Here is a 23,648-nt window from a genome sequence, read left to right as displayed (position 1 = left end):
CAGGGGCCGCGTCGGGATTTATCCGGCCCGGTCCCGTTTTTCCGCTCCCGCCGCTCCAGCCCGAAGAAGGTTCCGCGCCGATGACCCGCCGCCGCCTGCCCACGCCCGACGAGCGGCGCCTGTGGCGGATCGCCATGCGCGACGCGGAGCCGATGCCGGGCCGGGCGGTCGAGCCCGAACCGGATCCGCCCCCCTTCCCCGGCTATGACGAGCCGGTGGCGACCAGCCTCGCCCCGCCGCCGACGGCGAAACAGCATTCCCCCTCCGCCCGGCCGGGACGGTCGCCGCTGCCGCCGCTGACCCCGGGCTCGACCGCCAACATCGACCGCCGCACCGGCGACCGATTCCGCCGTGGCGAGCTGGAGATCGAAGGGCGGATCGACCTGCACGGCATGACCCAGGCCCAGGCGCACACCGCACTCGCCTCCTTCGTCCACCGCGCCTGGAACGAGGGCCGGCGCTGCGTGCTGGTCATCACCGGCAAGGGCAGCTTCACCGGCGGGGCCGGCGTGCTGCGGCAGGCGGCTCCCCGCTGGCTCGGCGACCCGGCGTTGCGCCCGATGGTGCTGGCGATCCAGCCGGCGCAACCCAGGGACGGCGGCGACGGCGCCCTCTATGTCTTGATCAAGCGCCGCCGCGACCGTAAGGACTGAGCGGTTCAACAAGGATTGTCTTCGATGACCCCGTTCGGCGAACGGGTCCGTTCGCTGCGCGACGCCAAGGGCGTGACGCTGAAGCAGATGGCGACGGATCTGTCCATCTCCTCCGCCTACCTGTCGGCGCTGGAGCACGGCAAGCGCGGCCAGCCCTCGCCCCAGCTCGTCCGCCAGATCTGCGCCTATTTCGGCATCATCTGGGACGAGGCGGAGGATCTGGAACGGCTGGCGGATCTGTCGCACCCCCGCGTGACGGTCGACACCTCCGGCCTCAGCGCCAGGGCGACCGAACTGGCCAACCGGCTGTCGGAACGCATCGGCGACCTCGACGACGCGGCGATCGAGCGGCTTCTCGCCATTCTCGACGCGGTGCCGCTACAGAAGGGCGGCCGCCGCCGCGGCGCCGCCCGGCGTCGCTGACCGGATCCGGGTGGCCGGCCGCCGGCGTCCTGCCCGCCTGCGGCATTGTTGAGAGTCGAATTTCCCGTTCCGCGGATCTATGTCTTTCGTTAAGGCAGGCACAGCGCCGGGACGACCGCGACATGACCGACCGGATTCCTTCATCCATTCCTCCACCCGCCTCGTCGGCACAGACGGTATCGGCGGAGGAGGCGCTTCGCCGCAGCGAGGCGCGCAACCGCGCCATCGTCGAACAGGCGGTGGACGCGATCCTGACCGCCGACGCCACCGGCACCATCCTGTCGGCCAACCGTTCGGCCGAGCGGCTGCTGGGGTACGAGCCGGGCGCGCTGGTCGGCCAGCCGATCGACTGCCTGATGCCGGCCGGCGCCTCGCACGGCGCCTACCTCTCGCGCTACCTGTCCACCATGAAGCCGCACGTCGTCGGCATCGGGCGCGAGGTCACGGGCCGGCGCCGCGACGGGGTCGACATTCCGCTCTGGCTGACCCTGTCGGACATCGACCTGCCGGGCTACCGGATCTTCGTCGCCATGCTGCGCGACATTTCCGCCGCCAAGGAGACCGAGCGCGCGCTGCGCGACGCCAAAACCGCGATCGAACTGGCCGACCGCGCCAAGACCGCCTTCCTGGCGAACATGAGCCACGAGCTGCGCACCCCGCTGACCGGCATCCTCGGCTTCGCCGACCTGCTGCGCCAGCGGATGGAAGGCCGCTCCCATGACCCGCTGCTCCTGGCAGGCGCCGAGGAGATCCGGCGCTCGGGCGAACTGCTGCTCGCCAACATCAACGATCTTCTGGAGATCGCCACCATCGAGGCCGGGTGCGGCGCGCTGGAGGAGACGCTGGTCGACCCGGCCGAGCTGGTCGCCTCCTGCCTGCGGCTGATCGCCAAGCGGGCGGAACGCGGCCGGCTGACCGTCACCATGACGCCGCCCGGCGAACTGCCGCCCCTCACCGCCGACCCGCGCGCGCTGAAGCAGGCGCTGCTGCATCTGCTGTCGAACGCGGTGAAGTTCACGCCGGAGAACGGCATGGTCGGGGTCAGCGCCGGGTTGGACGCGGAGGGCGACCTGTTGATCGAGGTGCGCGACACCGGCTGCGGCATCACCGACGAGCTGATGGAACGGGTGTTCCAGCCCTTCGTCCAGGGCGAGTCCGGACTGGACCGCGCTTACGAGGGGATCGGCCTCGGCCTGAGCATCGCCCGCTCCCTGGCCGAACGGCACGGCGGCTCGCTGGCGATCCGCTCCCAGGCCGGGGCCGGAACGGTGGTGACGATGCGGCTTCCCAGGACCCGTCTGCTGCCGCTGTAGAACCAGCCCCCCTTGCCGGGCCCGGCACAAGGCCGGGCACGACAAGGGAGAGTGGGCGGAGGCGTCTCATCAACGGCTTTGAATCCCGACCTCTCCACCCGCCATCCCTATCTTCGCGGGGTGACGGTTCATGGGCCGGCAAGTCAAAGGGGCCGGCGAGTCATACCAGTACCGGAAAATTCCGACCTGTGGTCGGAACTTTCCGGTCCCTCAAACGCCGGGCGGCCCGCCTCCGCGGGCCTTGGCTTCGCGGGCATGGGCCCGCGCGGCCGCAGTCGCGGCCGATACCAGAGCCAGAAGTCAAAACTTTCTGGCTCTGGTATCAAAGCTTCCGGTGCTACAGGATGAACTTCGACAGATCGGCGTTCTTCGCCAGACCGGCGACCCGCTCGCGGACATAGGCCGCGTCGATGGTGACGGTTTCGCCGGCGCGGTCGTTGGCGGCGAAGCTGATCTCCTCCAGCAGACGCTCCAGCACCGTGTGCAGGCGCCGCGCGCCGATGTTCTCGACCGAGGCGTTGATCTCCGTCGCCAGCAGGGCCAGCTCGTCGATGCTGTCGTCGGTGAAGACCAGATCGACCTCCTCCGTCCTCAGCAGCTCGCGGTACTGGCGGATCAGGCTGGCTTCCGGCTCGGTCAGGATGCGCTTGAAGTCCTCGCGGGTCAGCGCCTTCAGCTCGACGCGGATCGGCAGGCGGCCCTGAAGCTCGGGCAGCAGGTCGGACGGCTTGGCGACATGGAAGGCGCCGGACGCGATGAACAGGATGTGGTCGGTCTTCACCGCGCCATGCTTGGTCGAGACGGTCGTCCCCTCGATCAGCGGCAGCAGGTCGCGCTGGACGCCCTCGCGGCTGACGTCGGCGCCGCCGCGCGTGTCCGACCGCGCGGTGATCTTGTCGATCTCGTCGAGGAAGACGATGCCGTTCTGCTCGACGGCGCGGATCGCCTCCGACACCACCTTCTCGTTGTCGAGGAGCTTGTCGGACTCCTCGGCCATCAGCACGGTGTGGCTCTCGGCGACGGTCAGCCGGCGCGTCTTGGTGCGGCCGCCCATCATCTTGCCGAACATGTCGTTCAGGTTCAGCATGCCCATCTGGGCGCCCGGCATGCCCGGAATGTCGAAGGTCGGCATCCCGGCGGCGCCGGTGTCGGCGACCTGGATCTCGATCTCCTTGTCGTTCAGCGTCCCCTCGCGCAGCATCTTGCGGAACTTGGCGCGGGTGTCGGCGCTCGCGCTCTCGCCGCACAGCGCGTCGAGCACGCGCTCCTCGGCGCGCAGCTCGGCCTTGGATTCGACCTCCTTGCGCAGACGCTCGCGGGTCAGGCCGATGGCGGCCTCCACCAGATCGCGGACGATCTGCTCGACGTCGCGGCCGACATAGCCGACCTCGGTGAACTTGGTCGCCTCGACCTTCAGGAAGGGCGCCTGCGCCAGCTTGGCGAGGCGCCGCGCGATCTCGGTCTTGCCGACGCCGGTCGGGCCGATCATCAGGATGTTCTTCGGCAGAACCTCCTCGCGCAGCGCCTCGGGCAGCTGCTGGCGGCGCCAGCGGTTGCGCAGCGCGATGGCGACGGCGCGCTTGGCGTCGTTCTGGCCGACGATGTAGCGGTCGAGTTCGGAGACGATCTCGCGGGGGGTGAAGGAGGCGGTCATGGCGCGGATTCCGGAGTCAGAGCTTTTCGAGCGTGACGTTTTCGTTGGTGTAGACGCAGATGCCGGCGGCGATCCTCATCGCCTTGCGGGCCACCGCCTCGGCGTCCATGCCGTCGATGTCGATCAGCGCGCGCGCCGCCGACAGGGCGTAGGATCCGCCGGACCCGATGCCGATCAGCCCGTCCTCCGGCTCCAGCACGTCGCCGTTGCCGGTCAGCACCAGGCTGACGCTCTTGTCGGCCACCGCCATCATCGCCTCCAGCCGGCGCAGGTAGCGGTCGGTCCGCCAGTCCTTCGCCATCTCCACGCAGGCGCGGGTGAGCTGGCCGGGATGCTGCTCCAGCTTGCCTTCCAGCCGTTCGAACAGGGTCAGCGCGTCGGCGGTGGCCCCGGCGAAGCCGGCCATCACCGTGCCGCCGGCCAGCCAGCGCACCTTGCGGGCGTTCGACTTCATCACCGTCGGGCCGACCGACACCTGCCCGTCGCCGGCGATGACCACCTGCCCGTTCTTGCGCACCGACAGGATGGTCGTGCCGTGCCACTGGATCGGGTCATGGGGGTTGGAAGCTGAGAAGGTCATACGCAACCATGATGTGAAAAGGATGAGCCGCGCCCGGATCCGGTACCGGATCCACCCGTTCAGGATAATGCGCGTCCGGCATCCGGTCTATGTGGGAGGGTCGCCCGCCTCGTCAAGTTCCCCGTCACCTTCGCCGTCAGGCTCTTCGTCGAACGCCCCGTCACGCCCGGCCCGACGCAACCGGCTTCCCCGCCCGTCCCTGTCCGGTTGACGCAACTCCGCCGCCGTTCGGGACCGGCGCAGGGGCGCCGGACTTGCGTCAAGCAGATCCGCCCCCATGCGGGCCAGCAGCGGCCCGACCGGCAGGAAGGCGACCAGCCCCGGCGGCGTCGCGGCCGACATCGCCTGCGGGCCGAGCGCCACCCCGACCACCGCCCCGGCCTCGTCGATCAGCGGGTCGCCGGCCGCGACCGGCGCGCCGAACAGGGCGACCGAGCCCAGATCCGCCTGGATCACCGCGATCCCGCGCACCGGATCCGGCCGGACGGCGCCGACGATGCCGGCCGCGGAGACCGCGCCGCGCCGCATCGCCACGCTGACCGGCTCGCTGACCTCGACCGTCCCGCCCCGCACGGGAACCGCCGTCAGCCGGGCCGGAACCCGGACCAGCGCCAGCCCGCTGGCGGCGTCGCGCCCCTCGACCCGGCCGTCCAGGGTGACGCCGCGCGCCGGCCGCACGGTGACGCCGTCGCCGAGGCCGACGCCGGGCACCAGCAGCAGGGAGTCCCGGCCGGTCTCGCCCGGCACCTCGCCGATGACCAACCCATAGCCCTCCCCCGCCCGCACCTGGGCGGCGCCGGCACGGGCGGTCGGATCCTCCGCACCGCCGCCATCGGCCGCCGGTGTCCGAATGATCAGGGCCGTGTCGATGCGCGGCGCGTCCAGCGGTGGAAGCCCCGCCGCCGACGCGCCGCCGGGGACGGGTGAATGGCCGCCGGCCGGCGACCCGCCGCGCGTCAGCACCGCCCGGAAGCCGCCGTCAGCCGCCAGGCGTTCCGCCGCCGACGCGAAGGCCTCCTCGACCAGCAGCGTGTCGCCCTGGGGAACGCCGCCATCCTGCCGGCTGGTGCCGGTGGTGGAGACGCGGTGGACCAGACGGCCGTTGCGCGCGTCGTAGACGGTCCAGTCCACGCGCGCGCTGCCGCTGCCCGAGCTGCCCTTGTCGGCCCCGGTCAGCCAGTTGGAGCGGTGGCACAGCTCCAGCCGGACGTCGCGCAGGTCGCCCTGCACGGTGAAGCGCGCCCGGTTGCGGGTGGCGCCGGGCGCGTCCGGTCCCCCCTGCCGCCCGACCACGTCGAAGCCGGCCGCAGCCATCACCTCGTCGAAACGCTCGTCGAAGGTCGAGCCGCGCCGCATGTTGGCGCCGCTGGTCCAGTAAACCGTGTCGTAGGGCGGCGCGCAGTCGATGCCCCAGACATAGCGCCCGATCTCGGTCCCGCGCCGCATCGAGCCGATCGACAGCTCGGCGAAGCGCAGCGGTTCGGTGGTTCCGGCGGCGACGGGTGGCGCCAGCGTCGGCCGCGGTTGCGGCGCGGAGGCTAGGCAGCCGCCGAGCAGCGGCGCGACGAGAGCGGGCAGCAAGGCCGGGGCAAGGCGGCGCAAGGCGGTTCCCATATCCTGTTATGCACGCATTCGGTGCAAAACACTGTAACCCGCACACCATCGTACAACAATCGTCGGATCGCTCCCCGGACCATGGACCCACTTGACAAGGCTTGCGGCCGCTGGCGCGGGCAACCGCTTCCTGCTACAAAAACCCCATGGACCAGAGCCCTTCCCACGGCGCCCGCCGCGCCTCGATCGAGCGGAACACGACCGAGACCCGCATCCGGGTCGCGGTGAACCTGGACGGCACCGGCGTCTACGACGTGAAGACCGGCATCGGCTTCCTCGACCACATGCTGGAGCAGCTGTCGCGCCACAGCCTGATGGATTTGACGGTGCTGGCCGACGGCGACCTGCACATCGACTACCACCACACGACCGAGGACAGCGGCATCGCCATCGGCATGGCGGTGGCGAAGGCGCTGGGCGACCGCAAGGGCATCCAGCGCTACGGCCACGCCTACGTGCCGATGGACGAGACGCTGACGCGGGTGGCGTTGGACTTCTCCAACCGGCCCTACCTGATCTGGAAGGTCGCCTTCACCCGCGACAAGATCGGCGATTTCGACACCGAGCTGTTCCGCGAATGGTTCCAGGCCTTCGCCATGGCCGCCGGCGTGACCCTGCACGTCGAGACTCTCTACGGCGAGAACAACCACCACATCGTGGAAAGCTGCTACAAGGCGCTTGCCCGCGCGCTGCGCGCCGGTGTCGACATCGACCCGCGCAAGCGCGACGCCGTGCCCTCCACCAAGGGCACGCTCGGCGGCTCCCTCTGAGGGTCCTCCCCAGGAGCGCCGCCCCCTCCGACTGGGCTCTATCCGATCTGACGTAAGGTTCCCCACCTCCATGCAAACGGTCGCGCTGATCGACTACGGCTCCGGCAACCTGCGCTCCGCCGCCAAGGCGATCGAGCGGGCGGCCGGCGAAGCCGAAGCCTCCACCACGGTTCTCGTCACCTCCGACGCCGACGCGGTGCGCCGCGCCGACCGGGTGGTGCTGCCCGGCGTCGGCGCCTTCGCCGATTGCAAGCGCGGCCTGTCCGAGGTCCCCGGCATGCTGGAAGCGCTGGAGGAGGTCGTCCACCGCCGCGCCCGCCCCTTCCTCGGCATCTGCGTCGGCATGCAGCTGATGGCCGAGCGCGGCCGCGAATACGGCGTGACCGAGGGGCTGGGCTGGATCAAGGGCGAGGTGGCGACGCTGGAGCCGGCGGATCCGGCCCTGAAAATTCCCCACATGGGCTGGAACGAGCTGAACGTCCGCCGCCCCCACCCGGTGCTGGCCGGGCTGCCGGAGAACGCGCACGCCTATTTCGTCCATTCCTATCACTTCAAGCTGGCCGACCCGGAGACGCTGATCGCGTCGGCCGAGTATGGCGGTCCCTTCGCCGCGGTGGTCGGGCGCGACAATCTGGTCGGCACCCAGTTCCACCCGGAAAAGAGCCAGGCGACCGGCCTCGCCCTGATCGCCAACTTCCTGCGCTGGAAGGCCTGAACGATGGCGGACGTCGCCATCGAGCGGGTGGAAGCGCTCAAGACCGGGGACCTGCACGACCTGTGCGACGCCGCCGACGACGCCATCAAGGCGGGCGGCGGTTTCGGCTGGGTCGAACCGCCGCCGCGCGACGTGATGGAGCGCTACTGGAAGGGCGTGCTGGTCGTGCCCGAACGCATCCTGTTCGTCGCCCGGCTCGACGGGGTGATCGCCGGATCGGCCCAGCTGGTCAAGCCGCCGCGCAACAACGAGGCGCAGGGCCACGCCGCGTCGCTGACCACCGCCTTCGTCGCCCCCTGGGCGCGCGGCCACGGGCTGGCCCGCCGCCTGACGCAGGCGGTGGAGGCCGAGGCGGTCGCCTGCGGCTTCCGCGCCCTCAACCTGGACGTCCGCGAGACCCAGGAGGCGGCGATCGCGCTCTACGAGACGCTCGGCTTCAAGCGCTGGGGCACCCACCCCTTCTACGCGCTGGTGAAGGGCGTCCGCACCGCCGGATATTTCTATTCCAAAGACCTCGATCAAGCCACGCCACAGGACGAGACGCCGCGATGATCATCTACCCCGCCATCGACCTCAAGGACGGTGCCTGCGTCCGCCTGCTGCGCGGCGAGATGAGCCAGGCCACGGTCTTCAACACCAACCCCGGCGACCAGGGAAGGCTGTTCCAGAGCCAGGGCTTCGAATGGCTCCACCTCGTCGATCTCAACGGCGCCTTCGAGGGCAAGCCGGTGAACGGCGCCGCCGTAGAGAGCATCCTCCAGGCGGTCACCATCCCGGTGCAGCTCGGCGGCGGCATCCGCGACCTGAAGACCATCGGCATGTGGCTGGAGAAGGGCGTCAGCCGCGTCATCCTCGGCACCGTGGCGCTGCGCGACCCGGATCTGGTCAAGGCCGCCTGCCGCGAGTTCCCCGGCAAGGTCGCCGTCGGCATCGACGCGCGGGAGGGCTACGTCGCCGTCGCCGGCTGGGCCGAGACCTCGGACATCAAGGCGCTCGACCTCGCGCTGAAGTTCGAGGATTGCGGCGTCGCGGCCATCATCTACACCGACATCAACCGCGACGGCGCCATGGGCGGCGTCAACGTGGAATCCACCTCCGACCTCGCCTTCCACCTGACGACGCCGGTCATCGCGTCGGGCGGCGTGTCGTCGATGGAGGATTTGCGCGCGCTGAAGCTGGAGGAGGACACCGGCATCGAGGGCGTGATCTGCGGCCGCGCGCTCTACGACGGGCGCATCGACCCGCAGGAGGCGCTCGCCCTGCTCTCCGCCCCCGCCGTCGAGGACGCCGACTGATGCTGAAGATGCGCGTCATCCCCTGCCTGGACGTCAAGGACGGCCGGGTCGTCAAGGGGGTCAACTTCGTCGATCTGGTCGACGCCGGCGATCCGGTCGAGCAGGCCCGCGTCTACGACCGCGAGGGGGCCGACGAGCTGACCTTCCTCGACATCACCGCCAGCCACGAGAACCGCGACACCATCTACGACGTGGTGCGCCGCACCGCCGAGCAGGTGTTCATGCCGTTGACCGTCGGCGGCGGGGTGCGGGTGGTCGAGGACATCCGCAAGCTGCTGCTGGCCGGCGCCGACAAGGTGTCGATCAACACCGCCGCCATCCACCGGCCGGAGTTCGTGCAGGAGGCGGCCGAGAAGTTCGGCGCGCAATGCATCGTCGTCGCCATCGACGCCAAGCAGGTCTCCCCCGGCAAGTGGGAGGTCTTCACCCATGGCGGCCGCAACGCCACCGGGCTCGACGCGGTGGAGTGGGCGCAGCGCATGGTCGGCAACGGCGCCGGCGAGATCCTGCTGACCTCGATGGACCGCGACGGCACCAAGAGCGGCTTCGATCTGGCGCTGACCCGCAAGGTCGCCGACAGCGTGCGGGTGCCGGTGATCGCGTCGGGCGGCGTCGGCACGCTCGACCATCTGGTCGAGGGCATCCGCGAGGGCCACGCCACCGCCGTGCTCGCCGCCTCGATCTTCCATTTCGGCACCTACACCATCGGGCAGGCTAAGGCGGCGCTCGCCGAGGCCGGCATTCCGGTGCGCCCGGCGCTGACGGCGGGGGCCACAGCCCATGGCTGACGGAAAGAACGCCAAGCCGGCCGCCGGATCCGCCTCCAATTCCGCCGAGGTGCTGGACCGGCTCTACGCCACCGTTCTGGCGCGCAAGGGCGGCGACCCGGACAGCTCCTACACCGCCAAGCTCTACAGCCGGGGCACCGCCAAGATCGCCCAGAAGGTCGGCGAGGAGGCGGTCGAGGCCATCCTGGAGGCGGTGCGCGGCGACAAGGCCGCCCTCGCCGCGGAATCGGCCGACCTGCTCTATCACCTGCTGGTGCTGTGGGCCGACGCCGGGCTGGATCCGGCCGAGGTCTGGGACAAGCTGGCCCAGCGCGAGGGCACCAGCGGCATCGACGAGAAGAAAGCCCGCAAGCCCTGACGGGTCCCTCGTCGGACTCTCATCGGACATCCATCGGACCAAGGGGGAACGCACGTCCATGGCCAGCAAGAGCTACGACCCGAACAACGTCTTCGCCCGCATCCTGCGCGGCGAGATTCCCAACAAGACGGTGCTGGAGACCGAGCATGTGCTCGCCTTCCACGACATCCAGCCGCTGGCGCCGATCCACATCCTGGTGATCCCCAAGGGCGCCTATGTGGACATGGACGACTTCACCGCCAACGCCTCCGACACCGAGATCACCGCCCTGTTCCGCACGGTCGGCGACATCGCCCGTCAGGTCGGCGCCGCCGAGCCCGGCTACCGCATCATCTCCAACTGCGGCGCCGCCGCCCGCCAGGACGTGCCGCATCTGCACATTCACATCCTCGGCGGCCACGACCTGGGACGGATGGTCAAGCCGGATTGATCCGGTTCGAGTGATCCACGTGAAACATGAAAAGGGGCGCCGGACCGGATCCGGCGCCCCTTTTCATTTTTGGGCGGTGGCTTGGGTTGCGTTTTGGGCGGTCACCACCACCGTCTTCGGCAGCAGGATGAAGTAGCCGCCGGGGCTCTTCATGACGCCGGCCTTGCGCTCGGCCTCCTCGCCATGACCCCAGAAGACGTCGCCGCGCACCGGGCCGCGGATGGCGCCGCCGGTGTCCTGGGCGATCAGCAGCCGGCGCAGCGGTTGCGTGGCGTCGAGCGGGTCCTGCGCGTCGAGCCAGACCGGCACGCCGTAGGGCAGAAACTTGGAATCCACCGCGAGGCTGCGCCCCGGCGTCAGCGCCACGCCCTGGGCGCCGTTCGGGCCGTCGCCCTTCAGCGTCTGGAAGAAGACGTAAGAGGGGTTCTTGTTCATCACCGCCGCCGCCTCGCCGGGGTTGGCGAGCAGCCAGGCACGGATGGTCTGGAGTGAAACCTCCTCCCGCTTCAGCGCGCCGCGGTCGATCAACTCCTTGCCGATGGCAACGTATTTGTGACCGTTCTGCCCGGCGTAGCCGACGCGCATCTCCGTCCCGTCGGGCAGGCGGACGCGGCCGGAGCCTTGGATGTGCAGGAAGAAGGCGGCGACCGGGTCCTTCACCCAGACCAGCTCCAGCCCCTTGCCGCGCAGGGCGCCGGCCTCAATGGCGGCGCGGTCCTCGAAGGGTTTCAGACGTCCGTCGACGACGCGGCCGGCGGTGCGCTCGCCCTTCCAGCGCTCGGCGAACTCGCCGAGATCGACCATCACCAGATCGTCGGGGCGCCTGTAGAGCGGCGTGGCGTGGACCGGATCCGGGCTGCGGCTGCCCTCCAGCTCGATTTCGTAATAGCCGGTGAACAGCCCCTTGCGGTCGTCGTTGTTGGCGGCGGCATAGGGGATGAAGTGCGATTCGAAGACGGCCCGCGCGGCGGCGTCATCCCCAGCCGGAACGGTGGCGAGCCGGGCGCAGGGCTCCCGCCAGTCGCCGACGCGTCCCCCCACCCCGGCCGGCCCAACCGCACGGTCCACCGGCAAGGCGGCAAAACGCCCGCAGGATTTCGCCAGAGCCGGCAACGCCTCCGAGAGCCGGTCGGCGTTCCATCCCGGCAGGTCGACGAAGGCGACCGGGGTCAGGGTCAGCGCCTCGGGCGGCGGGGGCGCCTTGGCCTCCTCCTTGCGGTCGCAGGCGGCGAGCCACAAGGCAACGGCCCCGGCGAAGGCCAGGGCCGTGGCACGGGCCGGACGGCGCCGGATCAAGTGGCCCCGGATCAAGTGGCGACGTGGATTTCGGTCAACGCCCAGTTCGGATCGCGAGCGCGGGTGTTGCGGCTGAAGGTCCAGATGTCGGTCGCTTCGACCACCGCGTTCGGGTCGCCGTCGACCACCGCGCCGCTGCGGTCGCGCACGACGTTGATCTGGTCGGAGACCAGCTTGACCGTCACGATGGCGGTGCGGCTGGCGTCGAGCCGCGCCTCGGCGACGTCGGCCTCCCGGATCATCTCGACCAGAACCTCGTGCTTCTCCCCGGCGGCCTGACGGTCGCGGATGACGCGGGCGAAATTCTCGTAGACGTCGTCGGCCAGCAACGGACGCAGCGTCGCGGTGTCGCCGCGGGCGAAGGCCTCGACGATCATGCGGAACGCGGCCTTGGCGCCTTCCAGGAAATGCTTCTCGTCGAAGCTGGGGTCGGCGGCCTTGATCTGTTCCAGCGCCACGGCCAGCGACACCGGCTCGTCCGACACGGGTGCGTCATCGGGACGCGGGCGGTTGCGGTCGGGCATCGCCACGACGTTGTCCGGCCGGCTGGGGTTCGGCGTGAAGGGATTCGGCCGCTGCTGCTCCTCGCCGGTACGGCGCCCCAGGACGCTGCGCAGCCGATAGACGAGAAACGCCGCGATCATCGCGAAGATTACGATCTCGATGAACACGAACCCATCTCCCATCGTTCGATCCTTCCGATTGCGATCTAGCCGGTTCCGGGGCCCCCAATCGGGGCGGCACCCCTGGACCCGCCGGTGGAGCCACATTACGTGTAGCTCGAACCATCGACCATATGGACGTCCCGGCTGCCAATTCCAGGTCATCGACCGGACGTCCTAGCCAAGTGTAGATAGGGCCTGAACGCCCGAAGAGCAAGGACAGCCATGAATCCCCTGCTGTTGATCCTCCTTCTGCCGATCCTGGAGATCGTCGGTTTCATCCAGGTCGGCGACTGGATCGGCGCCGGGCCGACCATCGGGCTGCTTGCGCTGTCCGCCCTGCTCGGCATCTTCCTGATCCGCCACCGCGGCCTGACCGCGCTGACCCGCGCCCAGGCCGCCGCCGCGAGGGGCGAGGCGCCGATCGGCACCGTGCTCGACGGATTCTGCGAGGTCGTCGCCGGCATCCTGCTGCTCATCCCCGGCTTCCTCACCGACCTGCTGGGGCTGGCCCTGCTGATCCGCCCCCTGCGCCGTGGCGCCGGCCGCTGGCTGCTGGCGCGGATGATGGCCGGCCAGAGCCGCTTCCAGGTCTTCGGCGGTCCCGCCTTCGGGGCCGGATCCGGGGCCGGATCCGGCCGTCCGGACGGTGGTTTCGGAGCCGGATCCGCCTCGGGAGCCGGGCCAGGCTTCGGCGCCGCCGGCCATCGCGGCGGCCCGTTCCAGCCGCAACCGGGGGTGATCGACGGCGATTACCGCGACGTGTCGGAGAACACCCCGGCGGAGGCCGAGGGAACCCGGCGCCTGTCCGAATCCCAATGGGGAAAGGCCCCTCCCGATGGGTCCGGCCGGCCCTGACCTTTCCGTTGGCAGCCCGCCGGATCCGTGATAGCCAGCCGTCTGGCGAAAGCTTTTCCACCCCAAACCCGTCACGGCCCGCCGCCCCCAGGACGGCCGGACCGGCGATTCAGGAGCTTGTTATGTCCGATCCGCAGATCAATGGCGCCGAACAGCCGTCCCAGCAGGCGTCCTCGCTGCCGATGCATGTCCTGGCCCAGTATGTGAAGGACCTGTCCTTCGAGAACCCCAACGCCCCGCAGAGCCTGCTGCCCAACCAGCCGCAGCCGCAGGTCAACATCGGCGTCGACGTGCAGGCCCAGATGGTCGGCGAGGACGTCTACGAGGTCACCCTCCAGCTCCGCTGCGAGGCCCGCCAGGGCGAGACCGTCGCCTTCATCGTCGAGCTGTCCTACGGCGGCCTGTTCCAGCTCCCCGGCCTGCCGCAGGAGCATCACCGCCCGGTGCTGATGATCGAAGGCCCGCGCATGCTGTTCCCCTTCGCCCGCGCCATCGTGTCGACGGCGACCCGCGACGGCGGCTATCCGCCGCTGCTGGTCAACCCGATCGACTTCGCCGACCTGTACCACCGCCAGGGCGGCGCCCAGGCCGCCGCCGAGCAGCAGCCCCAGCAGCCGCCGTTCTGAGGACAGCGGTCCGAGGATCGGCCGCCGGATCCGGTCGGGCATGACCCACGCATGAAAAAGGCGGGAGGCTTTCGGCCCCCCGCCTTTTTCATGACCAAGTCCCGTTGGACTATTGGTTCATGCTCTCGAAGAATTCGCTGTTCGACTTGGTGTGCTTCAGCTTGTCGACCAGGAAATCGACCGCGTCGGTGACGCCCATCGGCATCAGGATCCGGCGCAGGATCCACATCTTCGACATGGTTCCCTTGTCGACCAGCAGCTCTTCCTTGCGGGTGCCCGACTTCGAGATGTCGATCGCCGGGAAGGTGCGCTTGTCGGAAAGCTTGCGGTCCAGCACGATCTCCGAGTTGCCGGTGCCCTTGAACTCCTCGAAGATCACCTCGTCCATGCGGCTGCCCGTGTCGATCAGCGCGGTGGCGATGATGGTCAGCGAGCCGCCCTCCTCGACGTTGCGCGCGGCGCCGAAGAAGCGCTTGGGCCGTTGCAGGGCGTTGGCGTCGACGCCGCCGGTCAGCACCTTGCCGGACGACGGCACCACCGTGTTGTAGGCGCGTGCCAGACGGGTGATCGAATCCAGCAGGATGACGACGTCGCGCTTGTGCTCGACCAGCCGCTTGGCCTTCTCGATCACCATCTCGGCGACCTGGACGTGGCGGGTCGCCGGCTCGTCGAAGGTGGAGCTGATGACCTCGCCGCGCACCGAGCGCGCCATGTCGGTCACTTCTTCCGGACGCTCGTCGATCAGCAGGACGATCAGGTAGGCTTCCGGGTGGTTGGTGGCGACGGAATGGGCGATGTTCTGGAGCATCACCGTCTTGCCGGTGCGCGGCGGCGCCACGATCAGGCCGCGCTGCCCCTTGCCCAGCGGGGAGACCAGATCGACGATGCGGCCGGTCAGGTTCTTCTTGGTCGGGTCCTCGACCTCCATCCGGATGCGCTCTTCCGGGTAGAGCGGCGTCAGGTTGTCGAAGTTGATGCGGTGACGCACCTTGTCGGGCGCGTCGAAGTTGATCGTGTTGACCTTGAGCAGCGCGAAGTAGCGCTCCCCGTCCTTCGGCGACCGGATCTGCCCCTCAACCGTGTCGCCGGTGCGCAGGCCGAAGCGGCGGACCTGGCTCGGGCTGACATAGATGTCGTCGGGACCCGGCAGATAATTCGCCTCGGGCGAGCGCAGGAACCCGAAGCCGTCCTGAAGCACCTCCAGCACCCCGTCGCCGAAGATCGGCACGTCGTTTTCGGCCAGCTGCTTGAGGATCGCGAACATCATATCCTGCTTGCGCAGGGTGCTGGCGTTTTCGATCTGCAACTCCTCCGCGAACGCCAGAAGTTCAGCGGGGCTTTTGCACTTCAGCTCTTGGAGATGCATGGGGATGCCTGTGAGATCATCGTCTGATGGGTCTTTGCGGGGGAGTGCCTGGAATCCCGGCCGACAGCGCTTGGCGCGAAGCGGTCGCGTCGGTTGGGCAACGGGTGGCGCCGTGCGAGCGTGAAGGGACTCGCCAGCCACCGTGCCCGGCTCAAGAACAGAGCGTCGGATCGGCAGATGTGGGTGTGGGGTGCCACGGGACGAAAAACCCCGTGGTTGAAACAGACTTATCGGATCGGCGGCGCCAAGTCAAACGAAAGCGGAACCGCCGGGCCGTGGAACCCCCGCTTTTTTCCCCGAATCAGAAGGGTTTGACGATGACCAGGACGACGATGCCGATCATCAGCAGGGTCGGCGCCTCGTTGGCGATCCGGTAGAAGCGCTGCGACCGGGTGTTGCGGTCCTGGGCGAAGGCCTTCTGCCAGCGGCCCATCATGATGTGGGCGGCGGTCATCAGCAACACCAGCAGGATCTTGCCGTGCAGCCAGCCCTGCTTCATCCAGGCCGGCTCCAGCACGATCATGGTGATGCCGAAGACGTAGGCCGCGGTCATCGCCGGGTCCATGATGGCGCGCAGCAGGCGTCGCTCCATGACCTTGAAGGTTTCCGACGCCTCGGATCCGGGGGCGGCCTGGGTGTGGTAGACGAACAGCCGGGGCAGATAGAGCAGCCCGGCCATCCAGGCGATGATGCTGACGACGTGCAGCGCCTTGATCCACAGATACAGCACCGGACAACCCCCTCGTTCCGTCTTGGTGTCTTCGTTGGGTCAGCGCCCCGGCTGCGGACAGCCGGAGAAGGTGGCGGGGCAGAGCCGGCCGCCGTTCTGCGAGCAGGCCGGCCTGTCGCCGGCCAGCGTCTGGCCGACCAACCGCGCCAGCCCCTCGATGAAGGCGGGGTGCACGCCCACCGTCGGCACGCGGGTAAAATGCGGCACGCCGGCCTCCTTGGCCAGGTGGCGGTACTCGATCTCGATCTCGACCAGCGTCTCGGAATGCTCCGACACGAAGGCCATCGGCACCACCAGGATCGGCACGCCGTCGCGTCCGGCCCGCCGGATCTCCTCGTCGGTGCTGGGCCCGATCCACTCCATCGGCCCGACCCGGCTCTGGTAGCAGCTCACCCAGTCGAGATGGTCGACGCCGAGCGCCGCGGCGATGGACTCGGCGGTCCGCTCGCATTGCCACTGGTAGGGGTCGCCGCCGGTCACGACCTTCTTGGGCAGCCCGTGGGCGGAGAACAGGACGCGCGGCGTGCCGAACGCCCGCGCCGCCTCGTAGAGCGGCCGGATCCGGTCGGCGGCGGCGTCGATGAAGCCGGCCTGGGTGGGGTAGCAGCAGACCAGCCGGGTCGGCGCCGTCAGCCCGACCGTGTCGGCCGCCTCGCGCCACGCCTTGGCGCTGGAGGCGGTCGTCGTCGTCGAGAATTGCGGGTAGAGCGGCAGAAGCACGACCAGATCCGGGTCGTAGGCCTTCACCTTGGCCGCCGTCTCGGCGCTCATCGGGTGCCAGTAGCGCATGGCGACGAAGACCCGCGACTCCGTTCCTCCCAACCCCGGCTCGGATCCGAGCCGGGCTTCGAGCGCCGCGGCCTGCGCCTCGGTGTTCTCCAGCAGCGGCGACCTGCCGCCGAGATGGGCGTAGATGGCCGTCGCCGGCTTGGCCCGCCGCCCGGAGATCAGGCTGGCGACCAGGAAGCGGAAGGGGTTCGGCAACCGGATGATCGCCGGATCGGCGAACAGGTTGAACAGGAACGGCCGGATCGCCTCGGGGGCGTCGGGGCCACCGAGGTTGAAGAGGACGACGGCGAGGCGTCGCGGAGGGGACGAGGGGGCGGGCATGGAGCGGTAAACTGGAGCGTCGCCGCGTCCGTGTCCAGTCCCCTGCCCTCAACTTTCTCAGCGGCTTGACCGCCGGCCCTCCGGCGGGGGCGGATCCGAGGGCGGATCCGCCTCCAGCTCTCAGCCGCGCTCCGGCCAGCGGCGGATCTGGTCGGCGAGGGCGCCGACATGCTCCGGCGGCGTGGTCTGGATCACGCCATGCCCCAGGTTGAAGACGTAGGGGCGGTCGGAGAAGGCTTCGAGGATCTCCGCCGCCCCCTCGCTCAACGCCTTGCCGCCGGTCGCCAGCAGGATCGGATCCAGATTGCCCTGCACCGGCAGGCGGGTCTGAAGGTTGCGCGCCGCCCACAACGGCGACACGGTTGTGTCGAGCCCGACGGCGTCGACCCCGCTGTCCGCCACGTAATCCTGATAGGCGTGGCCGGCCCCGCGCGGGAAGCCGATGATCGGCGTGTCGGGATGGCGCGCCTTGACCAGTGCGACGATCCGCCGCGTCGGCTCGATGACCCAGCGGCGGAACGGACCGATCGGCAGGACCCCGGCCCAGCTGTCGAACAGCTGGACCACCTCCGCCCCGGCCTCGATCTGGGCGCACAGGTAATCGGCGGTGACCTCGACCAGCAGGTCGATGAGCCGCGCGAAGCCCGCAGGATCGCCGTAGGCCCAGCGCTTGACGTGGGCGTACTCCTTGGACCCTCCCCCCTCGACCATGTAGCAGGCGATGGTCCAGGGAGCCCCCGCGAAGCCGATCAGCGTGGTGTCGGGCGAGGCGTTGGCCGGGATGGCCGTGGTGAGCCGCCGCACCGTCTCGTAGACCGGCTCCAGCGTCTGGTGGAAGCGGTCGCGCGACAGGCGGGACAGCTCCGCCGTGCCGCGGATCGGGTCCAGCTTCGGCCCTTCCCCCTCCAGATAGGCGAGCGGCTGGCCGAGCGCGTGCGGCACCACCAGGATGTCGGAGAACAGGATCGCCGCGTCCATGCCATAGCGGCGCAACGGCTGGAGGGTGACCTCGACCGCGAAGTCGGGATTGTAGCAGAGGTCGAGGAAGCTGCCGGCCTTCGCCCGCAGCTCGCGGTACTCCGGCAGGTAACGGCCGGCCTGACGCATCAGCCAGAAAGGCGGACGCGACCGCGTCTCGCCGGCGAGCGCGGCGAGCATCGGCTTCAGGGCGGGCTTGGCGGCGGTGTCGGGCGTGCTGGAAGCGGACAAGACGATGCGTTCCCGGTCGGGTTTGTTCCTACCTCTTCACTATTCTTTTTAAAGGGAGAAAGGAAGAGGAGGTGGTGGATGCCTGTGGATAACGGTGATCCCCGTCCTCCCCGGATTCATCCACAGATCCGGGGCCGGATCCGGGGCTGTGCGTCAGCCTGTGGACGATTCGGAGGGCTACCCGCGGAAACGGCGGAAATGCTATAGATGGAAGCGCGGGAGTCCCGTGGATAACACCGTGGCGAACGGCGGATTCTCCCAGCTTGCGAACCGGTCGGCCGACTTGTTCGGCGGGGGGCCGCGAGGGGGACGGGGAGTCCCGGATTCTGTATGGAACGGAGGGGGATCCGGTTGTCCACAGGTTGGCGCCGAATTCTCCACAGCATGTTGGGGACGGATGAAACAGTTCCATCTACATCTCGTGTCCGATGCAACGGGCGAGACGATCAACAGCGTGGCGCGCGCCTGCGTGATCCAGTTCGACGACGTGCGTCCGGTCGAGCATTTCTGGAACCTGGTCCGCACCGACCGTCAGCTCGACCTCGTGCTGGAGGGGATCAAGGACAAGCCCGGCCTCGTCATGTTCACCCTGGTGGATGAGACGTTGCGCCGCAGGCTCCAGGATTTCTGCCGCGAGATGCAGGTGCCCTGCATCCCGGTGCTGGATCCGCTGATCAACGCGCTCGCCGCCTATCTCGGCGTCGAATCCCAGCGCCAGCCCGGCCGCCAGCACGCGCTGGACGCCGAATATTTCAGCCGCATCGACGCGGTGGACTTCGCGCTGTCGCACGACGACGGGCAGTCGAACTGGGACCTGCACGAGGCCGACGTCATCCTGATCGGCGTGTCGCGCACCTCGAAGACGCCGACCTGCATCTATCTGGCCAACCGCGGCATCAAGGCGGCCAACATCCCGCTGGTCCCCGGCACCAGCCTGCCGGCGGAGGTGGATCTGCTGACCCGTCCGCTGATCGTCGGGCTGACCAAGGATCCCGACCGGCTGGTCCAGATCCGCCGCAACCGCCTGAAGCTTCTCAACCAGGGCGAGACCTCGACCTACGCCGATCCGGAGATCGTCCGCAACGAGGTGACCGAGGCGCGCCGCCTGTTCAGCCGCCGCAAATGGCCGGTCATCGACGTCTCGCGCCGCTCCATCGAGGAGACGGCGTCGGAGATCATGATGCTGCTCGCCCGTCGGCAGACCGGCGGTCTGATGCCGGACGGGCGCAAGCCCGAGGGCGGCATCTCGTGAGCGCTTCCGCCGCAGGCGCACCGACGCTGGTCCTCGCCTCCGGTTCGCGCACCCGCGCCGCGATGCTGGAGCGCGCCGGCCTGACCGCCATCCTCGACAAGCCGCTGGTCGACGAGGAGGAGGTGAAGCTCGCCGGCCGCGCCGAGGGCGTGCCGGCCGACGCGGTGGCCGAGGCCCTGGCCGAGCTGAAGGCGCAGCGCGTCACCCGCCGCCATCCGCGTGCCCTGGTGATCGGCGCCGACCAGATGCTGGAGTGCGAAGGCGTCTGGTTCGACAAGCCGGCGGACCGCGCCGCCGCCCGCGACCAGCTTCTCGCCCTGCGCGGCAAGACCCATCAGTTGGTGAGCTGCGCCGTGGTGGTGCGCGACGGCGAGCGGCTGTGGCACAAGATCGACCGCGCGAAGCTGACCATGCGGCGCTTCAGCGACGCCTTCCTCGACGAGTATCTCGACCGCGCCGGCGACGACGTCCTGCATTCGGTCGGGGCCTACCAGCTGGAGGGGCTGGGCGCCCAGCTCTTCCAGCGGGTCGACGGCGATTTCTTCACCATCCTCGGGCTGCCGCTGCTGCCGCTGCTCGGGTTTCTGCGCGTTCATGGAGCGGGGACGGAATGACGATCAGCGGCAAGGCGAAGCTGGCCGGGGTGATGGGCTGGCCGATCGGCCATTCGCGTTCGCCCCGGCTGCATGGGCATTGGCTGGAACGCTACGGCATCGACGGGGCCTATGTCCCGCTGGCGGTGGCGCCGGAGCGCGCCGAGCAGGCGATCCGTGCCCTGCCCGCCTTGGGCTTCCGCGGCTGCAACGTCACGGTGCCGCTGAAGGAGATCGCCTTCCGCACCGTCGACCGGCTGGACGACACCGCGCGGCGCATGGGCGCCGTCAACACCATCGTCGTCCATGATGACGGCACGCTGGAGGGCGGCAACACCGACGGCTTCGGTTTCGTGGAAAGCCTGAAGGCGGACCGGCCGGACTGGTGCGCCGAACGGGGGCCCGCCGTGGTGGTCGGTGCCGGCGGCGCGGCACGGGCGGTGGTCGTCGCCCTGCTCGACGCCGGCGCGCCGGAGGTTCGGCTGATCAACCGCACCGACGCGCGCGCCGAGGAGCTGGCCACCGACATCGGCGGACCGATCACGGTGGCGCCGTGGGTTTCACGTGAAACGGCGCTGGAGGGTGCCGCCCTGCTGGTCAATACCACCACCCAGGGGATGACCGGCCAGCCGCCGCTCGACCTCGACCTGCGCGCCCTGCCCGTCGCGGCGGTCGTCAACGACATCGTCTATGTGCCGTTGGACACCCCGCTGCTGGCGGCGGCGCGGCGGCGCGGCAACCCGGTGGTCACCGGCATCGGCATGCTGCTGCACCAGGCCCGCCCCGGCTTCGCGGCCTGGTTCGGCGTCGAGCCGGAGGTGACGGCGGATCTGGCCCGCTTCGTGCTGGAAGGGTGATCGGTCGATGATCGTGCTGGGCCTGACCGGCTCCATCGGCATGGGCAAGAGCACGGCCGCCCGCATGCTGGCGGCGATGGGCGCGCCGGTCTGCGATTCCGACGCGGTGGTTCACGGCCTGCTCGCCAGGGGCGGCCGGGCTGTCCCGGCCATCGACGCCGCCTTTCCCGGCGTGGTGATCGACGGGGCGGTCGATCGCCGGGCGCTGGGTGCGGCGGTGTTCCGCGACCCGGCGGCGCTTGGCCGGCTGGAGGCGATCCTTCATCCCATGGTCCAGTCGGCGCAGCGCGATTTCCTCGCCCGCGCGGCGCGGCGCGGCGCCAAGGTCGCGGTGCTCGACATCCCGCTGCTGTTCGAGACCGGCGGCGAAGGCCGGGTCGATCTCACCGTCGTGGTGTCGGCCCCCTTCGTCGTGCAGAAGGCGCGGGTCCTCGCCCGCCCCGGCATGACGGCGGAGAAGTTCGCCGGCATCCTCGCCCGCCAGACCCCGGACGCGGAGAAACGGCGGCGCGCCGATTACGTCGTGCCGACCGGGGCCGGTCGGCTGGTGACGCGGCGGGCGCTTCGGTGCATTGTGCACGACCTTCGCGGCCGCCGCGGCCGGCACTGGCCGGTGCGCGGCTATCAACCCAAGTCCGGGTCGAGGTTCAGGCCCAAGCACGGTTAACCAGGGGCGGATCCATCATGCGTGAAATCGTTCTCGACACCGAGACCACGGGCTTCAAGCCGGAGGAGGGTCATCGGCTGGTCGAGATCGCCTGCGTCGAGCTGGTCAACCATGTCTCGACCGGCGAGCGCTTCCACGTCTACATCAATCCCGAGCGCGACATGCCGGCCGAGGCTTTCGCGGTCCACGGGCTTGGCAACGAATTCCTGGCCGACAAGCCGGTCTTCGCCGACGTCGCCGCCAGCTTCGTCGAATTCATCGGCGACGCGCCGCTGGTGATCCACAACGCCGCCTTCGACATGGCCTTCCTGAACTGGGAGCTGAAGATCGCCGGCTACCCGACGATGCCGAAGGAGCGGGCCATCGACACGCTGGCGATGGCGCGGAAGAAGTTCCCCGGCTCGCCGGCCACGCTGGACGCGCTGTGCAAACGCTTCGGGGTCGACAATTCGAACCGCACGCTGCATGGCGGCCTGATCGATGCCCAGCTTCTGGCCGACGTCTATCTGGAGTTGCTCGGCGGCCGGCAGGCCGGTCTGGCGCTCGCCTCCGGCCCGGCGTCCAAGGGCGGCGGCGGTTCGTCCGTCCGCATCGACCGTCCCTTCCGCGAGGCCCGCGTCTTCGCCGTCAGCGAGGAGGAGACCGCCGCGCACGCCGATCTCCTCAAGAAGCTGAAGAATCCGCTCTGGCTGGCGGAGTAGCGCCGGCCCCGCCAGGGCGATAGGGGGAAACAGCGGCGGCAAGCCTCCGAAGCACCTCATGCCCGGCCTTGAGCCGGGCATGACGATGAAGCGGTTGTCTTGACGCGCCCCTTACGGAAGCAGCACCGTCGAGCCGGTGGTCTCCCGCGCTTCCAAGGCCCGGTGCGCGGCGGCGGTGTCGCGCAGCGGGAAGCTCTGGTTGACCTTGATGGTCACGCCGCCGGCCTTCACGGCGTCGAACAGATCCGCCGCCGCCCCCATCAGATCCTCGCGCTTGGCGACGTAGGTGAACAGCGTCGGCCGGGTCACGTAGAGCGATCCCTTGGCCGCCAGCACCCCCAGATCCAGCGGCTCCGGGGCGCCCGACGCGGCGCCGAACAGCGCCATCAGCCCGCGCGGTTGCAGGCAGTCGAGCCCCTTCAGGAAGGTGGTCCTGCCGACCCCGTCATAGACCACCGGCACACCCTGCCCGTTGGTGATCTCCTTCACCCGCGTCACGAAATCCTCGCGGGTGTAGACGATGGCATGGTCGCAGCCGTGCGCCTTGGCAAGCTCGGCCTTCTCGTCCGAGCCGACGGTGCCGATGACGGTGGCGCCGAGATGCTTGGCCCATTGGCAGAGCAGCAGCCCGACCCCGCCGGCCGCCGCCTGCACCAGGATGGTGTCGCCCGGCTGCACCGCGTAGGTCGAGCGCAGCAGATATTGCGCGGTCAGCCCCTGGAGCAGCATGGCGGCGGTCGCCTGTTCGTCCATCCAGGAGGGCAGCGGCACCAGCCGGTCGGCGGGGACCAGCCGTGCCTCGGCGTAGGCGCCGATCAGCGGCGCGTAGCCGACGCGCTCGCCCGCCTTCAGGGTGGTGACGTCCGGCCCGACCGCCTCGACGATTCCGGTCGCGGCGGTGCCGAGGATGGCCGGAAAGGCCGGCAGCTTGTAGGCGCCTGACCGATGGTAGGTGTCGATGTAGTTCAACCCGACCGCCGTCTGGCGGATGCGGACCTGGCCGGGGTCGGGTTCCCCGACCTCGATCTCCTCCCAGCGCAGAACCTCGGGTCCGCCTTGCTCGTGGATGCGGATCGCGTGAACCATGGTGGCGTCGTTCCCTATCGTTGTGGTTCGTTGGTTTCTCTC

At 69.6% G+C, this 23,648-nt stretch carries 27 protein-coding genes; 17 read left to right on the top strand and 10 right to left on the bottom strand.

Annotated elements, in window-relative coordinates; translation table 11 throughout:
* The first annotated feature begins 80 nt into the window (after positions 1-80).
* The 3 genes from JN22_RS19720 to JN22_RS19710 all read left to right on the top strand — a co-directional run bounded on the left by JN22_RS19720 (position 81) and on the right by JN22_RS19710 (position 2,389).
* Positions 81-653 carry a Smr/MutS family protein gene (locus JN22_RS19720; protein WP_085555562.1) on the top strand — a complete coding sequence of 191 codons (573 nt, stop codon included), beginning with the start codon at positions 81-83 and terminating at the stop codon, positions 651-653.
* A 24-nt stretch (positions 654-677) separates the two neighbouring features.
* Positions 678-1,076, top strand: a complete 399-nt coding sequence (locus tag JN22_RS19715; RefSeq protein ID WP_085555561.1) for a helix-turn-helix domain-containing protein — start codon at positions 678-680, stop codon at positions 1,074-1,076.
* A 122-nt stretch (positions 1,077-1,198) separates the two neighbouring features.
* Positions 1,199-2,389: a sensor histidine kinase gene (locus JN22_RS19710; protein ID WP_085555560.1), complete on the top strand. Its 1,191-nt coding sequence runs from the start codon at positions 1,199-1,201 to the stop codon at positions 2,387-2,389.
* A gap of 337 nt (positions 2,390-2,726) precedes the next feature.
* Here the strand turns inward: JN22_RS19710 and hslU are convergent, their stop codons facing one another.
* The 3 genes from hslU to JN22_RS19695 form a co-directional block, all read right to left on the bottom strand.
* Entirely contained in the window at positions 2,727-4,043 is a 1,317-nt protein-coding gene (gene hslU, locus JN22_RS19705) for an ATP-dependent protease ATPase subunit HslU (protein WP_085555559.1), read from the bottom strand.
* Between the two features lie 16 nt (positions 4,044-4,059).
* Positions 4,060-4,623, bottom strand: a complete 564-nt coding sequence (gene hslV, locus JN22_RS19700) for an ATP-dependent protease subunit HslV (protein ID WP_085555558.1) — start codon at positions 4,621-4,623, stop codon at positions 4,060-4,062.
* A gap of 87 nt (positions 4,624-4,710) precedes the next feature.
* Positions 4,711-6,225: a S1C family serine protease gene (locus JN22_RS19695; RefSeq protein WP_143268366.1), complete on the bottom strand. Its 1,515-nt coding sequence runs from the start codon at positions 6,223-6,225 to the stop codon at positions 4,711-4,713.
* 158 nt (positions 6,226-6,383) lie between these two features.
* Here JN22_RS19695 and hisB point away from each other — a divergent pair, with 158 nt between their 5' ends.
* The 7 genes from hisB to JN22_RS19660 all read left to right on the top strand — a co-directional run bounded on the left by hisB (position 6,384) and on the right by JN22_RS19660 (position 10,593).
* Complete coding sequence (gene hisB, locus JN22_RS19690; protein ID WP_085555556.1) at positions 6,384-7,007, top strand: imidazoleglycerol-phosphate dehydratase HisB; 624 nt, start codon at positions 6,384-6,386, stop codon at positions 7,005-7,007.
* Positions 7,008-7,077: 70 nt separating this feature from the next.
* Positions 7,078-7,722 (top strand): imidazole glycerol phosphate synthase subunit HisH, encoded by a 645-nt coding sequence (gene hisH, locus JN22_RS19685; RefSeq protein ID WP_085555555.1) that lies wholly within the window; start codon positions 7,078-7,080, stop codon positions 7,720-7,722.
* 3 nt (positions 7,723-7,725) lie between these two features.
* A complete protein-coding gene (locus JN22_RS19680) occupies positions 7,726-8,274 on the top strand; it encodes a GNAT family N-acetyltransferase (protein ID WP_085555554.1) in 549 nt (182 codons plus the stop codon).
* Positions 8,271-9,017, top strand: coding sequence for a 1-(5-phosphoribosyl)-5-[(5-phosphoribosylamino)methylideneamino]imidazole-4-carboxamide isomerase (hisA, locus tag JN22_RS19675; RefSeq protein ID WP_085555553.1), 747 nt, complete (start codon positions 8,271-8,273; stop codon positions 9,015-9,017). Before JN22_RS19680 ends, hisA begins: the two co-directional genes overlap by 4 nt.
* Positions 9,017-9,805 carry an imidazole glycerol phosphate synthase subunit HisF gene (gene hisF, locus JN22_RS19670; RefSeq protein ID WP_085555552.1) on the top strand — a complete coding sequence of 263 codons (789 nt, stop codon included), beginning with the start codon at positions 9,017-9,019 and terminating at the stop codon, positions 9,803-9,805. The genes hisA and hisF overlap by 1 nt, the downstream gene beginning before the upstream one ends.
* Entirely contained in the window at positions 9,798-10,163 is a 366-nt protein-coding gene (locus JN22_RS19665) for a phosphoribosyl-ATP diphosphatase (RefSeq protein ID WP_085555551.1), read from the top strand. Before hisF ends, JN22_RS19665 begins: the two co-directional genes overlap by 8 nt.
* A gap of 58 nt (positions 10,164-10,221) precedes the next feature.
* Positions 10,222-10,593 (top strand): histidine triad nucleotide-binding protein, encoded by a 372-nt coding sequence (locus JN22_RS19660; RefSeq protein WP_085555550.1) that lies wholly within the window; start codon positions 10,222-10,224, stop codon positions 10,591-10,593.
* A gap of 63 nt (positions 10,594-10,656) precedes the next feature.
* On the opposite strand, the gene mltA is transcribed toward JN22_RS19660, so the two are convergent.
* Both mltA and JN22_RS19650 read right to left on the bottom strand, forming a co-directional pair.
* Positions 10,657-11,889, bottom strand: a complete 1,233-nt coding sequence (mltA, locus tag JN22_RS19655; protein WP_085555549.1) for a murein transglycosylase A — start codon at positions 11,887-11,889, stop codon at positions 10,657-10,659.
* Positions 11,890-11,900: 11 nt separating this feature from the next.
* Entirely contained in the window at positions 11,901-12,560 is a 660-nt protein-coding gene (locus JN22_RS19650) for a Tim44/TimA family putative adaptor protein (RefSeq protein ID WP_317852931.1), read from the bottom strand.
* Positions 12,561-12,776: 216 nt separating this feature from the next.
* On the opposite strand from JN22_RS19650, the gene JN22_RS19645 reads away from it, so the two are divergent.
* Positions 12,777-13,409 (top strand): FxsA family protein, encoded by a 633-nt coding sequence (locus tag JN22_RS19645; RefSeq protein ID WP_085555547.1) that lies wholly within the window; start codon positions 12,777-12,779, stop codon positions 13,407-13,409.
* Between the two features lie 122 nt (positions 13,410-13,531).
* A complete protein-coding gene (gene secB, locus JN22_RS19640) occupies positions 13,532-14,035 on the top strand; it encodes a protein-export chaperone SecB (RefSeq protein ID WP_085555546.1) in 504 nt (167 codons plus the stop codon).
* 109 nt (positions 14,036-14,144) lie between these two features.
* Here the strand turns inward: secB and rho are convergent, their stop codons facing one another.
* The 4 genes from rho to hemE form a co-directional block, all read right to left on the bottom strand.
* Positions 14,145-15,401: a transcription termination factor Rho gene (rho, locus tag JN22_RS19635; protein WP_085555545.1), complete on the bottom strand. Its 1,257-nt coding sequence runs from the start codon at positions 15,399-15,401 to the stop codon at positions 14,145-14,147.
* 301 nt (positions 15,402-15,702) lie between these two features.
* Positions 15,703-16,131, bottom strand: coding sequence for a protoporphyrinogen oxidase HemJ (gene hemJ, locus JN22_RS19630; RefSeq protein WP_085555544.1), 429 nt, complete (start codon positions 16,129-16,131; stop codon positions 15,703-15,705).
* A gap of 39 nt (positions 16,132-16,170) precedes the next feature.
* Complete coding sequence (gene hemH, locus JN22_RS19625; RefSeq protein ID WP_085555543.1) at positions 16,171-17,241, bottom strand: ferrochelatase; 1,071 nt, start codon at positions 17,239-17,241, stop codon at positions 16,171-16,173.
* 120 nt (positions 17,242-17,361) lie between these two features.
* The gene (hemE, locus tag JN22_RS19620; protein ID WP_085557254.1) at positions 17,362-18,399 is read right to left on the bottom strand and encodes a uroporphyrinogen decarboxylase; all 1,038 of its coding nucleotides are present in this window, start codon (positions 18,397-18,399) and stop codon (positions 17,362-17,364) included.
* 448 nt (positions 18,400-18,847) lie between these two features.
* Between hemE and JN22_RS19615 the strand changes: the two genes are divergently transcribed.
* Genes JN22_RS19615 through dnaQ form a run of 5 tightly spaced genes read left to right on the top strand, consistent with a single transcriptional unit; the run spans position 18,848 to position 22,520 of the window.
* On the top strand, positions 18,848-19,702 hold the full coding sequence (locus JN22_RS19615; RefSeq protein WP_085555542.1) for a pyruvate, water dikinase regulatory protein: 855 nt from the start codon (positions 18,848-18,850) through the stop codon (positions 19,700-19,702).
* Complete coding sequence (locus JN22_RS19610; RefSeq protein ID WP_085555541.1) at positions 19,699-20,316, top strand: Maf family protein; 618 nt, start codon at positions 19,699-19,701, stop codon at positions 20,314-20,316. The genes JN22_RS19615 and JN22_RS19610 overlap by 4 nt, the downstream gene beginning before the upstream one ends.
* Positions 20,313-21,152 carry a shikimate dehydrogenase gene (locus tag JN22_RS19605; protein ID WP_085555540.1) on the top strand — a complete coding sequence of 280 codons (840 nt, stop codon included), beginning with the start codon at positions 20,313-20,315 and terminating at the stop codon, positions 21,150-21,152. The genes JN22_RS19610 and JN22_RS19605 overlap by 4 nt, the downstream gene beginning before the upstream one ends.
* A gap of 7 nt (positions 21,153-21,159) precedes the next feature.
* Positions 21,160-21,819: a dephospho-CoA kinase gene (gene coaE, locus JN22_RS19600; protein ID WP_085555539.1), complete on the top strand. Its 660-nt coding sequence runs from the start codon at positions 21,160-21,162 to the stop codon at positions 21,817-21,819.
* 17 nt (positions 21,820-21,836) lie between these two features.
* Positions 21,837-22,520, top strand: a complete 684-nt coding sequence (gene dnaQ / locus JN22_RS19595) for a DNA polymerase III subunit epsilon (RefSeq protein WP_085555538.1) — start codon at positions 21,837-21,839, stop codon at positions 22,518-22,520.
* A 111-nt stretch (positions 22,521-22,631) separates the two neighbouring features.
* Here the strand turns inward: dnaQ and JN22_RS19590 are convergent, their stop codons facing one another.
* A complete protein-coding gene (locus JN22_RS19590) occupies positions 22,632-23,606 on the bottom strand; it encodes a quinone oxidoreductase family protein (protein ID WP_085555537.1) in 975 nt (324 codons plus the stop codon).
* Positions 23,607-23,648: the final 42 nt, after the last annotated feature.

The organism is Azospirillum agricola, assembly GCF_020005195.1.
GTDB classification, from domain to species: domain Bacteria; phylum Pseudomonadota; class Alphaproteobacteria; order Azospirillales; family Azospirillaceae; genus Azospirillum; species Azospirillum agricola.
This window is presented reverse-complemented; position numbering and strand designations above follow the sequence as displayed.

Bases quoted from the DNA above. Each gene is read 5' to 3' on its own strand.
- secB (WP_085555546.1), top strand. From the start codon at position 13,532: ATGTCCGATCCGCAGATCAATGGCGCCGAACAGCCGTCCCAGCAGGCG.
- hslV (WP_085555558.1), bottom strand. From the start codon at position 4,623: ATGACCTTCTCAGCTTCCAACCCCCATGACCCGATCCAGTGGCACGGC.
- hisA (WP_085555553.1), top strand. From the start codon at position 8,271: ATGATCATCTACCCCGCCATCGACCTCAAGGACGGTGCCTGCGTCCGC.
- JN22_RS19710 (WP_085555560.1), top strand. From the start codon at position 1,199: ATGACCGACCGGATTCCTTCATCCATTCCTCCACCCGCCTCGTCGGCA.
- hemE (WP_085557254.1), bottom strand. From the start codon at position 18,399: ATGCTCGCCGCGCTCGCCGGCGAGACGCGGTCGCGTCCGCCTTTCTGG.
- hisF (WP_085555552.1), top strand. From the start codon at position 9,017: ATGCTGAAGATGCGCGTCATCCCCTGCCTGGACGTCAAGGACGGCCGG.
- hemH (WP_085555543.1), bottom strand. From the start codon at position 17,241: ATGCCCGCCCCCTCGTCCCCTCCGCGACGCCTCGCCGTCGTCCTCTTC.
- JN22_RS19665 (WP_085555551.1), top strand. From the start codon at position 9,798: ATGGCTGACGGAAAGAACGCCAAGCCGGCCGCCGGATCCGCCTCCAAT.
- hisH (WP_085555555.1), top strand. From the start codon at position 7,078: ATGCAAACGGTCGCGCTGATCGACTACGGCTCCGGCAACCTGCGCTCC.
- JN22_RS19720 (WP_085555562.1), top strand. From the start codon at position 81: ATGACCCGCCGCCGCCTGCCCACGCCCGACGAGCGGCGCCTGTGGCGG.
- JN22_RS19590 (WP_085555537.1), bottom strand. From the start codon at position 23,606: ATGGTTCACGCGATCCGCATCCACGAGCAAGGCGGACCCGAGGTTCTG.
- coaE (WP_085555539.1), top strand. From the start codon at position 21,160: ATGATCGTGCTGGGCCTGACCGGCTCCATCGGCATGGGCAAGAGCACG.
- JN22_RS19680 (WP_085555554.1), top strand. From the start codon at position 7,726: ATGGCGGACGTCGCCATCGAGCGGGTGGAAGCGCTCAAGACCGGGGAC.
- JN22_RS19645 (WP_085555547.1), top strand. From the start codon at position 12,777: ATGAATCCCCTGCTGTTGATCCTCCTTCTGCCGATCCTGGAGATCGTC.
- JN22_RS19660 (WP_085555550.1), top strand. From the start codon at position 10,222: ATGGCCAGCAAGAGCTACGACCCGAACAACGTCTTCGCCCGCATCCTG.
- JN22_RS19715 (WP_085555561.1), top strand. From the start codon at position 678: ATGACCCCGTTCGGCGAACGGGTCCGTTCGCTGCGCGACGCCAAGGGC.
- rho (WP_085555545.1), bottom strand. From the start codon at position 15,401: ATGCATCTCCAAGAGCTGAAGTGCAAAAGCCCCGCTGAACTTCTGGCG.
- dnaQ (WP_085555538.1), top strand. From the start codon at position 21,837: ATGCGTGAAATCGTTCTCGACACCGAGACCACGGGCTTCAAGCCGGAG.
- JN22_RS19615 (WP_085555542.1), top strand. From the start codon at position 18,848: ATGAAACAGTTCCATCTACATCTCGTGTCCGATGCAACGGGCGAGACG.
- JN22_RS19605 (WP_085555540.1), top strand. From the start codon at position 20,313: ATGACGATCAGCGGCAAGGCGAAGCTGGCCGGGGTGATGGGCTGGCCG.
- hisB (WP_085555556.1), top strand. From the start codon at position 6,384: ATGGACCAGAGCCCTTCCCACGGCGCCCGCCGCGCCTCGATCGAGCGG.
- hslU (WP_085555559.1), bottom strand. From the start codon at position 4,043: ATGACCGCCTCCTTCACCCCCCGCGAGATCGTCTCCGAACTCGACCGC.